Origin of the sequence: Kineosporia rhizophila, assembly GCF_021277265.1 — a bacterium.
Classification (GTDB): Bacteria; Actinomycetota; Actinomycetes; order Actinomycetales; family Kineosporiaceae; genus Kineosporia; species Kineosporia rhizophila.
On sequence record NZ_JAJSOH010000013.1, the window covers coordinates 87,377 to 100,750 of the forward strand.

The window sequence follows — 13,374 nt, forward strand, 5'->3', positions numbered from 1 at the left end:
TGGGATGAGTCAGGACCAACAAAGGACGATCGTGGTCACCGGGGGCGCCCGCGGCATCGGCGCCGGAGTCGCCCGGAAGCTCGCTGCCGAAGGAGCCCGGGTGCTCGCGCTGGACCTGACCGCCCGCCCCGCGGAAGATCTGGGCGGCGCCCAGTACAAGCGGCTGGACGTCACCGACGAGACGGCCTGGAAGAACCTCGCCGCCCGGCTGCAGGCCTCGCCCGGCACCGTGCACGGTCTGGTCGCGAACGCCGGGATCACCCGGCGTTCGCGGCTGGGCACGGTCCATCCGGGCGACCTGACCGCCGTGCATGCGGTCAACGTCGGGGGAACCCTGCTGGCCGTACAGTCCCTGGCCCCGTTGATGCCGGCCGGGGCGTCGATCGTGGTGGTGGGCTCGGTCGCCGCCCTCACGGCTCACGTGCCGCTGGCCTACACCACCAGCAAGTGGGCGCTGCGGGGCCTGGTCAAGACCGCGGCGCTGGAACTGGGGCCACGACGGATCCGGGTCAACATCGTCCACCCCGGCTACATCGAGACCCCGATGACCGAGTCCGCCTCCCCCGGATTCCGCGCGGCCAACCTCAACGAGACCCCGCTGGGACGGGTGGGGACCGCCGACGACGTGGCCGACGTCATCAATTTTCTGTTGGGCCCACATTCTGGATTCGTGACGGGGGCCGAGATCCCGGTCGACGGCGGGATGAGCGCGCACGGGGGCGTCAAGTCGATCGCCCACGCCCTCTCCCAGGGGTAGGGGCTTCGGCGGGTTGTTCCGGGGAAGTCGTTCTTTGCCGTGCGGGGGTGGTAAACCAGGCCACTGTGATCGAGAAAGTGACCTTCCCCAGTTCGGTGGGCCCCCTCCTGGCGGGCGTCCTCGAGATCCCCGAGACACCGGCGCGGGGGTGGGGCGTGTTCGCCCACGGGTTCACCCTGGGCAAGGACTCCCCCGCCGCAGCCCGCATCTGCCGCCGCCTCGCCCGCGAGGGAATCGGCATGCTGCGCTACGACAACCTCGGGCTGGGCGACTCCGAGGGCGACTGGGGCGACGGGTCCTTCACGGTCAAGATCGCCGACACCGTCCAGGCTGCGAAGTTCATGGCCGAGCGGGGTACGCCGGTCGAACTCCTGGTCGGTCATTCCTGGGGTGGCGCGACAGTCATCGCGGCGGCGCGCGAGGTGCCGGGGGTACAGGCGGTGGCCACGGTCGGTGCGCCGGTGGATCCGAGCCGGGTGGAGCGCCACTACGACGCGGTGGTCGAGCGGGTACTGGCCGAGGGCTCGGCCGAGTGGTTCATCGGAGGCAAGGCGCTGACCCTCAAGCGCTCCTTCGTGGAGGACGTACGCGGCGCCGACCTGCGCGACCGGATCAGCGAGCTGCGGATGCCGCTGCTGGTCATGCACTCCCCCACCGACAACACCGTGGGGATCGAGAACGCCAGCGAGATCTTCCGGATCGCCCGTCATCCGCGCAGTTTCGTCTCCCTGGAAGGCTCCAACCACTTCCTGACCGGTCAGGGTCAGGCCGACCGCGCCGCCCGCATCATCAGCGCCTGGGCCGACCCGTACCTGGGCAAGGCACCGGCCTGACCTCCTCGGGGGACTATTCCGGTTCGGTCGGGCGCTGGTCCGGGTCATGAGCGAACCCGTCGAATTCAGCCCCGATCCCTGGGTGCGTGAGCAGACCGAACAGGTCCTGGCCACCGGCACCACCGCCGGGCTGAGCGGGCCGGCCCCTTCCGTGCTGCTCACCGTGCGCGGCGCCCGGACCGGCAAGCTGCGCTACCAGATCGTGATCCGGGTCGAGCACGAGGGCCGGTACGCGGTGGTGGCCTCGAACGACGGACTGGACCGCAACCCGGCCTGGTACTTCAACATCAGGGCCAACCCGGTGGTGCACCTGCAGGACGGCACCCGGACCGGCACCTACCTGGCCCGGGAGCTGGCGGGCGAAGAGAAGGCCCAGTGGTGGCAGCGGGCCGTGGCCGTGCTGCCCCGCTACGCCGAGTACCAGGCCCACACCGCCCGGCCGATCCCGGTGTTCGTGCTGGAACCCGAGGTTCACCCCGGTAGGTGACAGGATGTGGCACCTACCGGGGGCAGACTGGTGGCGTGCCGAAGACCTCCGCCCGCCTGCTGGCCCTTCTGTCGCTGCTCCAGGCCCGCCGCGACTGGCCCGGCATGCTGCTGGCCGACCGTCTCGACATCAGCCTGCGCACGGTGCGGCGGGACGTCGACCGACTGCGTGAGCTCGGCTACCCGATCGAAGCGGTCAAGGGCCCCGACGGCGGCTACCGGCTCAGCGCCGGCACCGAACTACCGCCCCTGCTGTTCGACGACGAGCAGGCCGTCGCCCTGACCCTGGCCCTGCAGGTCGCCGCCACCACCGCGAGCAACAACCTGGCCGAGGCTGCGGGGCGGGCGCTGAGCACCATCCGGCAGGTCATGCCCGCGCGGCTGCGTAACCGCATCGCCGCCGTGGAGGTTTCCGCGGTCGAGCCGCCGGCCTCTCAGCCCGACTCGCACCTCGACAGCCGAACCCTGTTGGCCATCAGCGCCGCCGTGCGGGCCCACGAGGTGCTGCGCTTCGACTACGGCACCGCTGGAACGGTTCGGCAGGCCGAGCCGCACCACGTGATCACCTGGAAGGGACGCTGGTACCTGGTCGCCTGGGACCTGGAGCGTAAGGACTGGCGCACCTTCCGCGTCGACCGGATCTCGCTGCGCACCCCCAACGGCCCCCGCTTCGCCCCCCGCGAGGTGCCCGGCGGTGACGTCGCCCGACACGTGCTCAGCACCTTCCGCGGCTCCGGCGACTCCTCGGGCAACTGGCCCTGCCAGGGCACCGTGATCCTCGACCGGCCCACCGCCGACATCGCCCCCTACATCGCCGACGGCATCGTGCAGGAAGCCGGCCCCGACCGCTGCCGGCTCACCCTCGGCGCCTGGTCCTGGCCCGCCCTCGCCGCCGCGATCGCCCGCTACGACGCAGAGATCGAGGTCGTCGGGCCGGCCGAACTGGCCGAGGCGTTCACTGAGCTCGCCGACCGCTGTGCCCGGGCGGGAAGTAGCCTTCGTCAATGATCCCGGAAACCGGGCGCTCCGCCGCCGTTTCGCCCGAACAGACCTCCGCCGTCCGATCGATGGCCGACCTGGCGCGCGTGGTGCGGCAGATGCACGACGACCTGGTCGGCAGCGGAGAACAGGAGTGGGAGAACCCCACCCTGGAGGGGTTCCTCGAGGCCCTGGCCGCGGTGGCCGAGGACCGGGTGTCACCGGACGCCCCGACCTGGGCCCACCTCGCCGAACTCCTGGTCGCCGCGACCGGGTACGAATAGCGTGGGGGCCGGCCAGTGTTGCCGAATCCGGCGCCTGCGGTGAGATGGACGCCATGAGCGAACAACCCGAAGGCACCGACCCGGCCGGTATCGAAGGTTCCGTGGACTCGGGGCTGGCCGACCGCGACCATCAGCCCGACCTCGACCCGGCCGAGGGCCGCGGCACCGCAACCGTCCGTACCGACCCCGACGACCCGGCCGGCGGCATCCAGAAGGCGCAGGAAGCCTCCGAAGAGCCCGGCCGCTGAATCAGTCCGCCTGCACCGACGCCACGATCTGCTCCAGCCCTTCCGCATGGGCGCCGTGCCAGTACGGGCGGCCGCAGTCGTTGCACTGGAAGAACTCGCTGTAGGAACGCCGGGTGCCCGGCTCGATGAGGTGCTCGACCTTCTCGACCGGGACGCCCTGCAGCAGCCCGTTGCACGAGGGGCACCGGGTCCAGGGGGCCAGCGGCGGCCGGAACCGGTCGAGGATGTCCGCCAGCTGCGCGTCGGGATCCTGGCCCCGCACGAATGCTCCGTCCGGCAAAGCCTTACGCCGCAACAGTCCCCGGTCCCGGGTCAGCAGCACCCGGTTCTCCGCGATGGCCTGCTCGACCAGTTCCGGGTCGTCCGCGTCGTTGCTGTACGAGGTGTCCAGCCCGAGCGTGCGCATGCGCCGGGCCAGGGTGCCCAGGTGCACGTCGAGCAGATAGCGATGGGCGGGCACCGGCTGCGGCCGTGTGCGGGCGTGCACCACCACCTGCTCCCCCGGCGTCGGACGATGGTCGCTGCTCACCTCACGCCCGTTCACCTCGAGCCGGCCGAACTCCGTGCGTGACACCCCGAGCGATTCGATGACGTGCAGCAGCGAGTTCACCCCGTCGACCGGAACTCTCACTACCCCCGTCCGCTGCCGCACCGGCAGCATGAAGCGCAGCTCGTCGGGGATGCTGATCTCTACCGTGCCGGACTCCGCCGCCATGACTCACTCCTCGTTGGTCCCGGGCGTCAGCCTAGGGATCCGGCGGGATCCGTTCGACCGCTTTTCGACAGCCCGTTCACGAGGTCAGCGCCCCGCCCGCAGCCCGCCACTCCACCAGCCCGCGGCTCATGTTCACCGCCTCGAACCCGTTCTCCACCAGCAGGTTCGCCGCCCCCGCAGATCTCAGGCCACCCGTGCAGAACGCGATGATGAGCCGGTCCTCGGGCAGTTCGGAGATCCGCCGGGGCAGCTGTTCCAGCGGCAGGTGCACCGAACCGGGGATGTGCACCCGCCGCCACTCGAAGTCCCAGCGGACATCGACCACGAGCGCCCCCTGCCCGACCAGCTCGATGGCCTCGGCCGCGGTCACCGAGGGTGGGCGATGAAGATAGTGCCGGAAGCTCATGAGTTTAAGTCTAGCTGCAACCGCTATCGCCGACGGGCCGAGGGCAAGAGCTCGGCGGCGCCGTAGCTGTTGTCTTCGGGGTTGAGCGTCACACCCGGGGCCACGATCTGGTCGATCCGGTCGAGAACGTCCGCCGAGAGCGTGACCTCAGCCCCGCCCAGCTGCGACTCCAGCTGCTCCAGGGTGCGCGGGCCGATGATCGCCGACGTCACTCCCGGGTGGTTGATCACGAAGGCGATGGCCAGGTCGATCAGCGACAGGCCGGCCGACTCGGCCAGCTGGGCCAGTTCCTCGACGACGTCGAGCTTGCGCTGGTTGGCCGGGCTGGACATGTCGAACCGGGCCTGCGGGCGGGCCGAGGAGGTGGGGCGGCCGGCGGCGTCCTTGCGCCAGCGGCCGGACAGCCAGCCCCCGGCCAGCGGCGAGTAGGTCAGCGTGCCCATGCCGTAGCGCTGGACAGTGGGCAGCACGTCCTCCTCGATGCCGCGCACCAGCAGGGAGTACGGCGGCTGCTCGGTGACGAAACGCTCCAGGCGGCGCTCGCGGGCAGCCCACTGCGCCTCGACGATCTGCGAGCCGGAGTAGGACGAGGAGCCGATGTAGCGGACCTTGCCCGCCCGCACCAGGTCGGTCAGCGCGCCCAGGGTCTCCTCCACGTCGGTGTCGGGGCTGGGCCGGTGCACCTGGTAGAGGTCGATGTAGTCGGTGTTGAGCCGCCGCAGCGAGTTCTCGACCTCCCGGATGATCCAGCGGCGGGAGGCACCGCGGGCGTTGGGGTCGTTCTCGTCCATGGGCATGAAGAACTTGGTGGCCAGCACCACGTCGTCACGCCGCCCGATCAGGGCCTTACCTACGATCTCCTCGCTGACCCCGCCGGAGTACACGTCTGCGGTGTCGACGAAGTTGATGCCCGCGTCCAGGGCCCGGTGGATGATCCGCACCGACTCCCCGACGTCGGGGTTGCCCCAGGGGCCGAACATCATTGCTCCGAGAGCCAGCGGGCTTACGGAGACTCCGGTGCGTCCCAGTACTCGGTTCTGCATGGTGTTACCTCTCGTACGTGTCTTCAGATCGTCTGTGGGCCAGTCAATTTAAGGACGTCGGTGAGCCTCTGGGCGCGACGCGCAGGGTTGTGTGGGTGAGGGCTCCACACGCACACCCCAGATGGTCACCGCCGGGCGCTGCGGTCCTCGGCGAAAACGCGCTTGGCCACGGCGATCGCGGACATCGCCCGGGGCCAGCCGGCGTAGAAGGCCAGGTGTGTGATGGCCTCGACGAGTTCGGCCTCGGTCAGGCCGTTCTGCTGGGCGATCCGCAGGTGCCCCACGAGCTGCTCGGTCATGCTTCTCCTCCAACTCGGGCCTGCCCTCAGGAAAGCGCGGGTCCGGGCCGGGTGGGAGTATCCGTCGTTCCAGGTACCAGCAGTGCTCCCCTCAGCGAGCCGCCCGGCCGGTGTCGCCGGCGGCCTGACTCTCCGGGGCCTCCTGCTCCTGGCTGGCGGCCCAGCTGGCCAGCAGCTTCAGCCCGTCCGCGGTCGGGGTGCCGGCGGCGGCGGTGTAGATGTTCAGCCGCAGCCCCGGTTCCGAGGGCATCTCCATCGCCTCGAAGTCCAGGTCGAGCTGCCCCACCACCGGGTGCTTCAGGCGTTTGCGGCCACTGCGGTGGTATTTCACGTTGTGGGCGGCCCACTGCTGACGGAACAGCTCGCTGCGGGTGGACAACTCCCCCACCAGCGCGATGAGGTCCTCGTCGTGCGGGTTGTGCCCGGCCTCCAGGCGCAGCATGGCAGCGGCGTCCTGGGCGATGCGGTCGTAGTCGACGAAGAAGTCGCGCGCGCCCGGGTCGAGGTACACGAAGCGAGTGGTGTTCGCGGCCCGCCTGCCCCGTACGCCCGCCTCGGGTGACGTGAGCACGGGCGAGTACAGAGCGCGGGCCAGCAGGTTCATGGCCACGATGTCGTGACGCCCGTTGCGCACCCAGGCCGGAGCCTGGGTGACCGCGTCGAGCACCTGCTGGATCGGTGCGCGCACCGCTGTGGGAGTGGGGCGCCGCCGCCGGGTACCGGCCGGGCCCGCCGCCCGGGCCAGGGCCAGCAGGTGCTCGCGTTCGGCCTCGTCCAACTGCAGGGCGTTGGCCAGAGAATCCAGGACGCTCTCGGAGGCGCCGGCCAGGTCGCCGCGCTCCATCCGCACGTAGTAGTCGACCGAGACCCCGGCGAGCATGGCGACCTCTTCGCGCCGCAGGCCCTTCACCCGGCGGTTGCCACCGTAGGCGGGCAGCCCGGCCTGATCGGGGGTGAGGCGGGCCCGGCGGGTGCTGAGGAAGTCGCGTACCTGCTGACGGTGGTCGGTCCGGTCCATGAGGCTCACGGTAGGCCGACAGCCCGCGGCCTGGGAGGGTCTGCCAGTACTCCGAAGCCCCCTTTGGACCGGACGGCGGGCGGCCACTCGGAGCAGGCGTAGAGGGGCCTCGGCGGCGGTCGGCACACAGGGTGATCCGCCCACGGCCGATCGGGCCCCGAGGGGGCCGGGAGGTTCAAGCCCCACCCAGGCGACCGACCGTGGCTGGTGTCCCCGCCGACCTGAGGAGAGTCATCATCGGCGGCACCGTCTTCGCCCTGCGCGACGGGGACACCGGGACGACTGCAGCAGCGACACCATCATTGCCACCAGTTCGCTGCAGACCGGCACCGGCGGCGACGCCTACTCGGGCACCGACTACGGCTCGACCGTGCAGTGCGTGCTGCCCTTCACCGTCGCCGACGTGCCGGCCTCGGACTTCTACCAGGTGGAGGTCAGCCACCGTGGCGCGGTGACCTTCTCCCAGGCGGACCTGGTGAAGCAGGCCTGGAGCGTCGAGCTCTCCCTGGGGTGATGCTCCTGACACCGGCCGGGCGGTCAGCGGCGCAGCCCCGGCTGTTCCTGCTGCTGCTCGTACTGCTGGTGCCGCAGCGACTGCTGGTCCTGGGCGGCGCCCGCGCGCCGGATCTCGGCCAGCCGCTGCTCGGCCCGGCGCCACTGCACGTAGCCCTCCCAGAATCCGCTGGCCGAGGCGATCAGGCTGACCACGCCGATCACCAGACCCGCCCGCGAACCCTGCAGCAGCCCTCGCAGCACCAGCTCGGAGACGCCGATGCAGAGGAAGCCCAGACTGATGATCTGCCAAACCCGGTAGTGCGCCACGCCCAACCCCTCACCTGGTGTCTCCTGCCCCACACGTGGCATCCAGGAAAACAGGTCCGGGCCGCGGTTCGGAGAGGGAAAACCCCTGCAAAATCCAGCTTTTGGCGTGTCTCCAGGCATAGGACCGGCAAGCAGAGGCAGCCATCACTTCTGCATGCATTGCACCTGAAACGGTTGCAGCGGGTCCGGAATCCCCTCGTTCCGGGCGATGCGACCAAAGGCTGATCCCGGCTCGTCATCCGTTGGACGACAGCGCTGCCGCACCGGGCGCTCCTAGGCTCACGACCATGATCCAGACGTCGGCCGCCCCCTCCGCACCCCCGTCCGCCGGCCCGTCCTGGCTCGCCCTCGTGGACGAGGTGGCCGTGGCCGGAGTGGTGCTCGCGGCCCTGGTCGCGGGGAGCCTGCCCACCCTTGTCGTGGCCGCCTTCATCGGTGCGCGCGTCGGCTGAGGCGCCCGGACCCGGCGTCGTCTCAGAGCCCCCGGACGGCCGCTCCCGCAACTCAGGCACCCCGCCCGGTGCCCGGGCGTCTCACACAGCCCGCTCAGGTGTGTAGCGTTAGCCGTGTCGGTTGTCCTTGCGTTGCGGAAGTCTGCGAGCGGGGGCAGTCGGCACCACCCTCCGCGCCGCGCGGCGGATGGTCAACAGCTTCGCCGGAGGAATTATGGCAACCGGAACAGTCAAGTGGTTCAACTCTGAGAAGGGCTTCGGCTTCATCGAGCAGGACGGTGGGGGACCCGACGTCTTCGCCCACTACTCGAACATCGTGGCCCAGGGCTACCGTGAGCTCCAGGAAGGCCAGAAGGTGAGCTTCGAGGTCACGCAGGGCCAGAAGGGCCCGCAGGCGGAGAACATCCAGCCCGTCTGATCCCGAGCACCGAGGCAGTCCGGCGCTGATACGACATCGACACGGGTGATGAGCCCTCGTGTCGGCCGAGCCTGCTTTCGCCGGGCCGGCGCAACCGATCCACTCACGCACGCGTGAGTGAAGGCTGCGCCGGTCCGGCACTTCTGCATCCAGTGGCCGGAGGGCCCGAAGTACCCGATGTAACGTCGTCGCCTGCCTGCGGGAAGCAGGAACATGACGACCAGGACTCAGGGGCGCGAAGTACGGGCCGCCACCACGCACCCTGAGCAGCTCGAGGCCTTCTACCGCGAGCATCTGCCCTTCGTGCGCAACTACGTCGCCCGCCGCCTGGACGACGCCGGTGACATCGCGGACGTGACCGCGGACATCTTCCTGCGGGTGGTCAGGTCGGCCGCCACCTACCAGGCGCAGCTCGGTCCACCCCGAGCCTGGCTGACCGGGATAGCCCGCAACGCCGTCGCCGAGCACCGCCAGGCCGGCGCCCGCTACGCGGCCGCGGCCCGTCAGGCCGGTGGACGACGCTGGCTGGACGAGGACTCCACCGAGCGCATCGTGCAGCGCGTCGCCGCCGAGTCGGAGGCCCGGGCGTTGCTCGCCCACATCGCTGACCTGCCGGTTCCGCTGCGGTCGGTGGTCGAGCTGGTGGCCGTCGACGGCCTCACCGTGACCGACGCCGCCGCCGTGCTGCAGATCAGCGCCGGTACGGCCCGCGTGCGCTACCACCGCGCCCGCCGTCAGCTGCGCGAGAGCGCGCCCTTCCCGCGACCCGAGGTGACCCCGTGAACGAGCGACCGAGCACAGAACTTGACGCCTTCGAGGAACGACTCCTGGCCGAACTGAAGACAGTGGCGAGCGGACCGACGTCCATTGATTCGGCTCTTCCGGCTCGCCGCCGCGAGCCGCGGCGCTGGCTGCTACCAGCGGCCGCGGCGGCCGCGGCAGTGGCCGTTGCCTCTGCCGTCGTCGTGGCCCGCCCGACTCCGGCCTACGCCGTTTCCGGCGGGAACGGTGCCGAGGTGAAGGTGAAGGTGACTCGGCTGGAGGGGGCCGATGCCCTGGAGGCGGCGCTACGCGAGCGGGGGATCCCGGCCGACATCACCTATCTGCCCACCGACCGCGTGTGCCGTCCCGGGAGGTTCACCGAGGTCCGTACCCCCGGTCTGACGCTCGGGGTGGGTGCGGATCTGTTCGAGGTGACCATTCCGGCCGGGGCTGTGGGCGAGGGGAACACCTTCGTGCTTTCGGCCGCCGTCACGCCGATGGAGCAGGGGGTGCGAGCCATCGTCGACTTCGCCGTTGCCCAAGGACCCGTTGCTGAGTGCACCGTGGTCGAGGCCAGGTGACCTATGACTAGGTTCAGCCGACAGCTGAGCGCAGGGCGTCGACGCGGTCGGTCTGCTCCCAGGTCATGCCCTCCAGGTCACGGCCGAAGTGACCGTAGGCCGCGGTCTGGTGGTACTTCGGCTTCAACAGGTCCAGATCACGGATGATCGCGGCCGGGCGCAGGTCGAAAACCTCCCTGATCGCCGCCGTGATCTTGTCGGTGGCCACGGTCTCCGTGCCGAACGTCTCGACATACAGGCCGACCGGCTGAGCCTTACCGATCGCGTACGCGACCTGGACCTCGCAGCGCTTGGCCAGGCCGGCAGCGACCACGTTCTTGGCGACCCACCGCATCGCATAGGCAGCGCTGCGGTCGACCTTGCTCGGGTCCTTACCGGAGAAGGCGCCGCCACCGTGGCGGGCGAAACCACCGTAGGTGTCCACGATGATCTTCCGCCCGGTCAGGCCGGCATCACCCATCGGGCCACCGACCTCGAACCGCCCCGTCGGGTTGACCAGCAACCGGAAACCGGAGGTGTCGATCGAGACACGCTCCAGCACCGGCTTGATCACGTAGTTCGCCACGTCCGGCAGCAAGAAGTTCTCCAGACTGATGTCGGCCGCGTGCTGGCTGCTGACCACCACGGTGTCCAGCCGCACGGCCTTGTCACCGTCATAGGCGATCGTCACCTGGGTCTTACCGTCCGGGCGCAGGTACGGCACCTCGCCGGACTTGCGGACCTCGGTCAGCCGCTCGGCCAGACGGTGCGCCAGCCAGATCGGCAACGGCAGCAACTCCGGGGTGTCGTCGTTCGCGTAACCGAACATCAGGCCCTGATCCCCCGCGCCCTGCAGGTCCAGCGGGTCCTCCCCCGCCTCGACCCGCGCTTCGTACGCGGTGTCCACACCCTGGGCGATGTCCGGCGACTGCGCACCAATGCTGACCTCGACGCCGCAGGAGTTGCCGTCGAAACCCTTCGTGCTGGAGTCGTACCCGATGTCCAAGATCGTCTTACGCACGATCGACGGGATGTCCACGTACGACTTGGTGGTCACCTCACCCGCGACATGCACCAGGCCGGTGGTGACCATGGTCTCCACCGCCACCCGGCTCGTGGGGTCCTGCTCCAGCAGAGCATCCAGGACCGCGTCACTGATCTGGTCACAGATCTTGTCGGGGTGCCCCTCGGTGACGGACTCAGAGGTGAACAAACGGTCAGACATTGCGGCTCCTGACAAGGGTCGTGGACGGATCGGCCGGTCTACGCGGGTGGAGCAGACCGCCCCACCACTGCGGGTTCTCGCGGTACCAGTCGACGGTCCCGGCGAGGCCCGCACCGAACGGCACCTGCGGTGCATATCCCAGTTCCCGCGTGGACTTGGCAATGTCGACCGAGTAGCGGCGGTCGTGCCCCTTACGGTCCGGCACCCACTGCACCCGCGACCAGTCGGCGTCGCAGGCCTGCAGAAGAAGGCCGGTCAGCTCCCGGTTCGACAGTTCGGTACCACCCCCGATGTTGTAGGTCTCGCCGGAACGCCCCTTCTGGGCGACGAGAGCTATGGCGCGGCAGTGGTCGTCGACGTGGAGCCAGTCACGGACGTTGAGCCCGTCGCCGTACAGCGGGACCTTGCGCCCCTGGAGCAGGTTGGTGATGAACAGGGGGATGACCTTCTCCGGGAACTGGTACGGGCCGTAGTTGTTGGAACAGCGGGTGACGAGCACGTCGAGACCGTGGGTCCGGGCGTATGCGCGCGCCATCAGATCACTTCCGGCCTTGCTCGCCGAGTAGGGCGAGTTCGGCTCCAGCACGGCGGTCTCGGGCCAGGAACCGGTCTCGATCGAACCGTATACCTCGTCGGTGGACACATGGACGAAGCGCAGATCCTTCGGGCCGGCCCGCAGGGCCGAGTCCAGCAACGACTGGGTGCCCACGACATTGGTGACGGCGAAGTCGGCGGCGCCGGCGATCGAGCGGTCCACGTGCGACTCGGCCGCGAAGTGCACGACCAGATCGGTTGCCGCCATGAGGGTGTCGACCAGGCCGCGGTCCAGGATGTCTCCCACGACCAGCTCCACGCGGCCGGAACTGAGCAGGGGCTCCAGACTGGCCCGGTTGCCTGCGTAGGTCAGCTTGTCGAGCACGGTCACCCGGGCCCGCGGGAACCCCGGATACCGCCCACCCACCAGCGAGCGGACGAAGTGCGAACCGATGAAGCCTGCTCCACCGGTGACCAGAACGCGCATGTGCCAGACCTTTCCGCCAGAGGTACCGGTCTCCATGCTGACGGTCGTCCGGCTCGGGCAACAGACCGATGGCCTCAGGCTGACGAGATCATCCCCTGACCCTCCCCTGTATCCCGCTCACTCGTGCCGGATGCGCTCCCAGGTCGCCTCGATGCCCTCCCGCATCGGCGTCAGCCGGGGCGGGCCGTAGTGAGCGTGGTAGCGGGTGACGTCGAGCACGGAGGTGTGAACGAAACTCATCGGTACCGCGACCTCTTCGAGCTCCAGCTCGCGGCCGGTGACCTCCTGGACGAGCTGCAGGACCTCACCCAGTCTCGTTCCGGCGCCGGCCCCCAGGTTGTAGGTGTGGGCCTTCGGCCGGTCCCAGATCCGCAGCACCATGTCGATCAGGTCCGGCGCATAGATGTAGTCGCGGGTCATGCTGCCGTCACCGAAACGCCTCAGCGGCAGTCCGTCACGGGCCGCTCGGAGTGCGATCGGGATGATCCCCTGCTGGGTTCCGGGCTTCTGCCCCGGACCGTAGGGGTTGGAGATGCGCAGGGAGACGGACTCCAGGCCGTGCTGAGCCTCGAAGAAGCGCAGGTAGTTCTCCAGCGACGTCTTGCCGATCCCATAGGGAGAGATCGGGTTTCGTGCCCTTTCTTCCGTATGAGGCATCGGCGCGGTGCCGTAGACGGTGCCGCCGGAAGAGGCGAAGAAGACGCGTTGGACGTCCGCCTCGGCGCACAGGGAGAAGAGGCCGACGCCTGCGGTCACGTTGGTGGCGATGTCGCGCATCGGGTCGCGCGCGGAATCCTGGGGACCGGTGAGGGTGGTGAAGTGGAAGACGTCGTGGGCACCCTTCACCACCTCCGTCAGGCTGCCGGGCTCGAGAAGGTCACCCTGGTAGAGGGTCACGTCCGGAGTCACCCGATGACGAGGTGGCGTGGAGTACCGGTCGAACGCGTTCACCCGTGCCCCCTGCGCCAGCAGGGCATCGACCAGGGAGGCGCCCAGGAAGCCGTTGGCGCCGATCACCGCAACGCGTCGCGGCCCACTGAGCACCGG

20 protein-coding genes are annotated in these 13,374 nt (G+C 69.7%); 11 read left to right on the forward strand and 9 right to left on the reverse strand.

Annotated features, from left to right (window positions below):
* Positions 1 to 4: 4 nt before the first annotated feature.
* The 6 genes from LWF15_RS19050 (at position 5) to LWF15_RS19075 (ending at position 3,586) form a co-directional block, all read left to right on the forward strand.
* Positions 5 to 757 carry an SDR family NAD(P)-dependent oxidoreductase gene (locus tag LWF15_RS19050; protein WP_232812196.1) on the forward strand — a complete coding sequence of 251 codons (753 nt, stop codon included), beginning with the start codon at positions 5 to 7 and terminating at the stop codon, positions 755 to 757.
* Positions 758 to 822: 65 nt separating this feature from the next.
* Positions 823 to 1,590, forward strand: a complete 768-nt coding sequence (locus LWF15_RS19055; protein ID WP_232812197.1) for an alpha/beta hydrolase family protein — start codon at positions 823 to 825, stop codon at positions 1,588 to 1,590.
* 46 nt (positions 1,591 to 1,636) lie between these two features.
* Positions 1,637 to 2,077, forward strand: a complete 441-nt coding sequence (locus LWF15_RS19060; protein ID WP_232812198.1) for a nitroreductase family deazaflavin-dependent oxidoreductase — start codon at positions 1,637 to 1,639, stop codon at positions 2,075 to 2,077.
* 35 nt (positions 2,078 to 2,112) lie between these two features.
* A complete protein-coding gene (locus tag LWF15_RS19065; protein ID WP_232812199.1) occupies positions 2,113 to 3,084 on the forward strand; it encodes a helix-turn-helix transcriptional regulator in 972 nt (323 codons plus the stop codon).
* Entirely contained in the window at positions 3,081 to 3,338 is a 258-nt protein-coding gene (locus LWF15_RS19070; RefSeq protein WP_232812200.1) for a DUF7660 family protein, read from the forward strand. Before LWF15_RS19065 ends, LWF15_RS19070 begins: the two co-directional genes overlap by 4 nt.
* Positions 3,339 to 3,391: 53 nt before the next feature.
* Positions 3,392 to 3,586, forward strand: coding sequence for a hypothetical protein (locus LWF15_RS19075; RefSeq protein ID WP_232812201.1), 195 nt, complete (start codon positions 3,392 to 3,394; stop codon positions 3,584 to 3,586).
* Position 3,587: 1 nt separating this feature from the next.
* Here the strand turns inward: LWF15_RS19075 and LWF15_RS19080 are convergent, their stop codons facing one another.
* From LWF15_RS19080 to LWF15_RS19100, 5 genes are all read right to left on the reverse strand, one after another.
* A complete protein-coding gene (locus tag LWF15_RS19080; protein ID WP_232812202.1) occupies positions 3,588 to 4,301 on the reverse strand; it encodes a Mut7-C ubiquitin/RNAse domain-containing protein in 714 nt (237 codons plus the stop codon).
* Positions 4,302 to 4,377: 76 nt separating this feature from the next.
* Positions 4,378 to 4,707 (reverse strand): rhodanese-like domain-containing protein, encoded by a 330-nt coding sequence (locus LWF15_RS19085; protein WP_232812203.1) that lies wholly within the window; start codon positions 4,705 to 4,707, stop codon positions 4,378 to 4,380.
* A 23-nt stretch (positions 4,708 to 4,730) separates the two neighbouring features.
* Positions 4,731 to 5,750: an aldo/keto reductase gene (locus LWF15_RS19090; protein WP_232812204.1), complete on the reverse strand. Its 1,020-nt coding sequence runs from the start codon at positions 5,748 to 5,750 to the stop codon at positions 4,731 to 4,733.
* Between the two features lie 125 nt (positions 5,751 to 5,875).
* A complete protein-coding gene (locus LWF15_RS19095; protein ID WP_232812205.1) occupies positions 5,876 to 6,049 on the reverse strand; it encodes a carboxymuconolactone decarboxylase family protein in 174 nt (57 codons plus the stop codon).
* Between the two features lie 91 nt (positions 6,050 to 6,140).
* Positions 6,141 to 7,067, reverse strand: a complete 927-nt coding sequence (locus tag LWF15_RS19100) for a helix-turn-helix transcriptional regulator (protein WP_232812206.1) — start codon at positions 7,065 to 7,067, stop codon at positions 6,141 to 6,143.
* A gap of 379 nt (positions 7,068 to 7,446) precedes the next feature.
* On the opposite strand from LWF15_RS19100, the gene LWF15_RS36565 reads away from it, so the two are divergent.
* On the forward strand, positions 7,447 to 7,581 hold the full coding sequence (locus LWF15_RS36565) for a hypothetical protein (RefSeq protein WP_269810442.1): 135 nt from the start codon (positions 7,447 to 7,449) through the stop codon (positions 7,579 to 7,581).
* 23 nt (positions 7,582 to 7,604) lie between these two features.
* On the opposite strand, the gene LWF15_RS19105 is transcribed toward LWF15_RS36565, so the two are convergent.
* Positions 7,605 to 7,889 (reverse strand): hypothetical protein, encoded by a 285-nt coding sequence (locus tag LWF15_RS19105; RefSeq protein ID WP_232812207.1) that lies wholly within the window; start codon positions 7,887 to 7,889, stop codon positions 7,605 to 7,607.
* Between the two features lie 287 nt (positions 7,890 to 8,176).
* On the opposite strand from LWF15_RS19105, the gene LWF15_RS19110 reads away from it, so the two are divergent.
* The 4 genes from LWF15_RS19110 to LWF15_RS19125 all read left to right on the forward strand — a co-directional run bounded on the left by LWF15_RS19110 (position 8,177) and on the right by LWF15_RS19125 (position 10,102).
* The gene (locus LWF15_RS19110; RefSeq protein ID WP_232812208.1) at positions 8,177 to 8,341 is read left to right on the forward strand and encodes a hypothetical protein; all 165 of its coding nucleotides are present in this window, start codon (positions 8,177 to 8,179) and stop codon (positions 8,339 to 8,341) included.
* 214 nt (positions 8,342 to 8,555) lie between these two features.
* A complete protein-coding gene (locus tag LWF15_RS19115; RefSeq protein ID WP_232812209.1) occupies positions 8,556 to 8,759 on the forward strand; it encodes a cold-shock protein in 204 nt (67 codons plus the stop codon).
* 213 nt (positions 8,760 to 8,972) lie between these two features.
* Complete coding sequence (locus LWF15_RS19120) at positions 8,973 to 9,542, forward strand: RNA polymerase sigma factor (RefSeq protein WP_232812210.1); 570 nt, start codon at positions 8,973 to 8,975, stop codon at positions 9,540 to 9,542.
* Positions 9,539 to 10,102 (forward strand): hypothetical protein, encoded by a 564-nt coding sequence (locus tag LWF15_RS19125; protein WP_232812211.1) that lies wholly within the window; start codon positions 9,539 to 9,541, stop codon positions 10,100 to 10,102. Before LWF15_RS19120 ends, LWF15_RS19125 begins: the two co-directional genes overlap by 4 nt.
* A gap of 13 nt (positions 10,103 to 10,115) precedes the next feature.
* Here LWF15_RS19125 and metK read toward each other — a convergent pair whose 3' ends face one another.
* The 3 genes from metK to LWF15_RS19140 form a co-directional block, all read right to left on the reverse strand.
* Complete coding sequence (metK, locus tag LWF15_RS19130; RefSeq protein WP_232812212.1) at positions 10,116 to 11,306, reverse strand: methionine adenosyltransferase; 1,191 nt, start codon at positions 11,304 to 11,306, stop codon at positions 10,116 to 10,118.
* The gene (rfbB, locus tag LWF15_RS19135) at positions 11,299 to 12,327 is read right to left on the reverse strand and encodes a dTDP-glucose 4,6-dehydratase (RefSeq protein WP_232812213.1); all 1,029 of its coding nucleotides are present in this window, start codon (positions 12,325 to 12,327) and stop codon (positions 11,299 to 11,301) included. The genes metK and rfbB overlap by 8 nt, the downstream gene beginning before the upstream one ends.
* 117 nt (positions 12,328 to 12,444) lie before the next feature.
* Positions 12,445 to 13,371, reverse strand: coding sequence for an NAD-dependent epimerase/dehydratase family protein (locus LWF15_RS19140; RefSeq protein ID WP_232812214.1), 927 nt, complete (start codon positions 13,369 to 13,371; stop codon positions 12,445 to 12,447).
* Positions 13,372 to 13,374: the final 3 nt, after the last annotated feature.

Bases quoted from the DNA above. Each gene is read 5' to 3' on its own strand.
- LWF15_RS19050 (WP_232812196.1), top strand. From the start codon at position 5: ATGAGTCAGGACCAACAAAGGACGATCGTGGTCACCGGGGGCGCCCGC.
- LWF15_RS19060 (WP_232812198.1), top strand. From the start codon at position 1,637: ATGAGCGAACCCGTCGAATTCAGCCCCGATCCCTGGGTGCGTGAGCAG.
- LWF15_RS19070 (WP_232812200.1), top strand. From the start codon at position 3,081: ATGATCCCGGAAACCGGGCGCTCCGCCGCCGTTTCGCCCGAACAGACC.
- LWF15_RS19075 (WP_232812201.1), top strand. From the start codon at position 3,392: ATGAGCGAACAACCCGAAGGCACCGACCCGGCCGGTATCGAAGGTTCC.
- LWF15_RS19080 (WP_232812202.1), bottom strand. From the start codon at position 4,301: ATGGCGGCGGAGTCCGGCACGGTAGAGATCAGCATCCCCGACGAGCTG.
- LWF15_RS19085 (WP_232812203.1), bottom strand. From the start codon at position 4,707: ATGAGCTTCCGGCACTATCTTCATCGCCCACCCTCGGTGACCGCGGCC.
- LWF15_RS19090 (WP_232812204.1), bottom strand. From the start codon at position 5,750: ATGCAGAACCGAGTACTGGGACGCACCGGAGTCTCCGTAAGCCCGCTG.
- LWF15_RS19095 (WP_232812205.1), bottom strand. From the start codon at position 6,049: ATGACCGAGCAGCTCGTGGGGCACCTGCGGATCGCCCAGCAGAACGGC.
- LWF15_RS19100 (WP_232812206.1), bottom strand. From the start codon at position 7,067: ATGGACCGGACCGACCACCGTCAGCAGGTACGCGACTTCCTCAGCACC.
- LWF15_RS19110 (WP_232812208.1), top strand. From the start codon at position 8,177: ATGATCCAGACGTCGGCCGCCCCCTCCGCACCCCCGTCCGCCGGCCCG.
- LWF15_RS19115 (WP_232812209.1), top strand. From the start codon at position 8,556: ATGGCAACCGGAACAGTCAAGTGGTTCAACTCTGAGAAGGGCTTCGGC.
- LWF15_RS19120 (WP_232812210.1), top strand. From the start codon at position 8,973: ATGACGACCAGGACTCAGGGGCGCGAAGTACGGGCCGCCACCACGCAC.
- metK (WP_232812212.1), bottom strand. From the start codon at position 11,306: ATGTCTGACCGTTTGTTCACCTCTGAGTCCGTCACCGAGGGGCACCCC.
- rfbB (WP_232812213.1), bottom strand. From the start codon at position 12,327: ATGCGCGTTCTGGTCACCGGTGGAGCAGGCTTCATCGGTTCGCACTTC.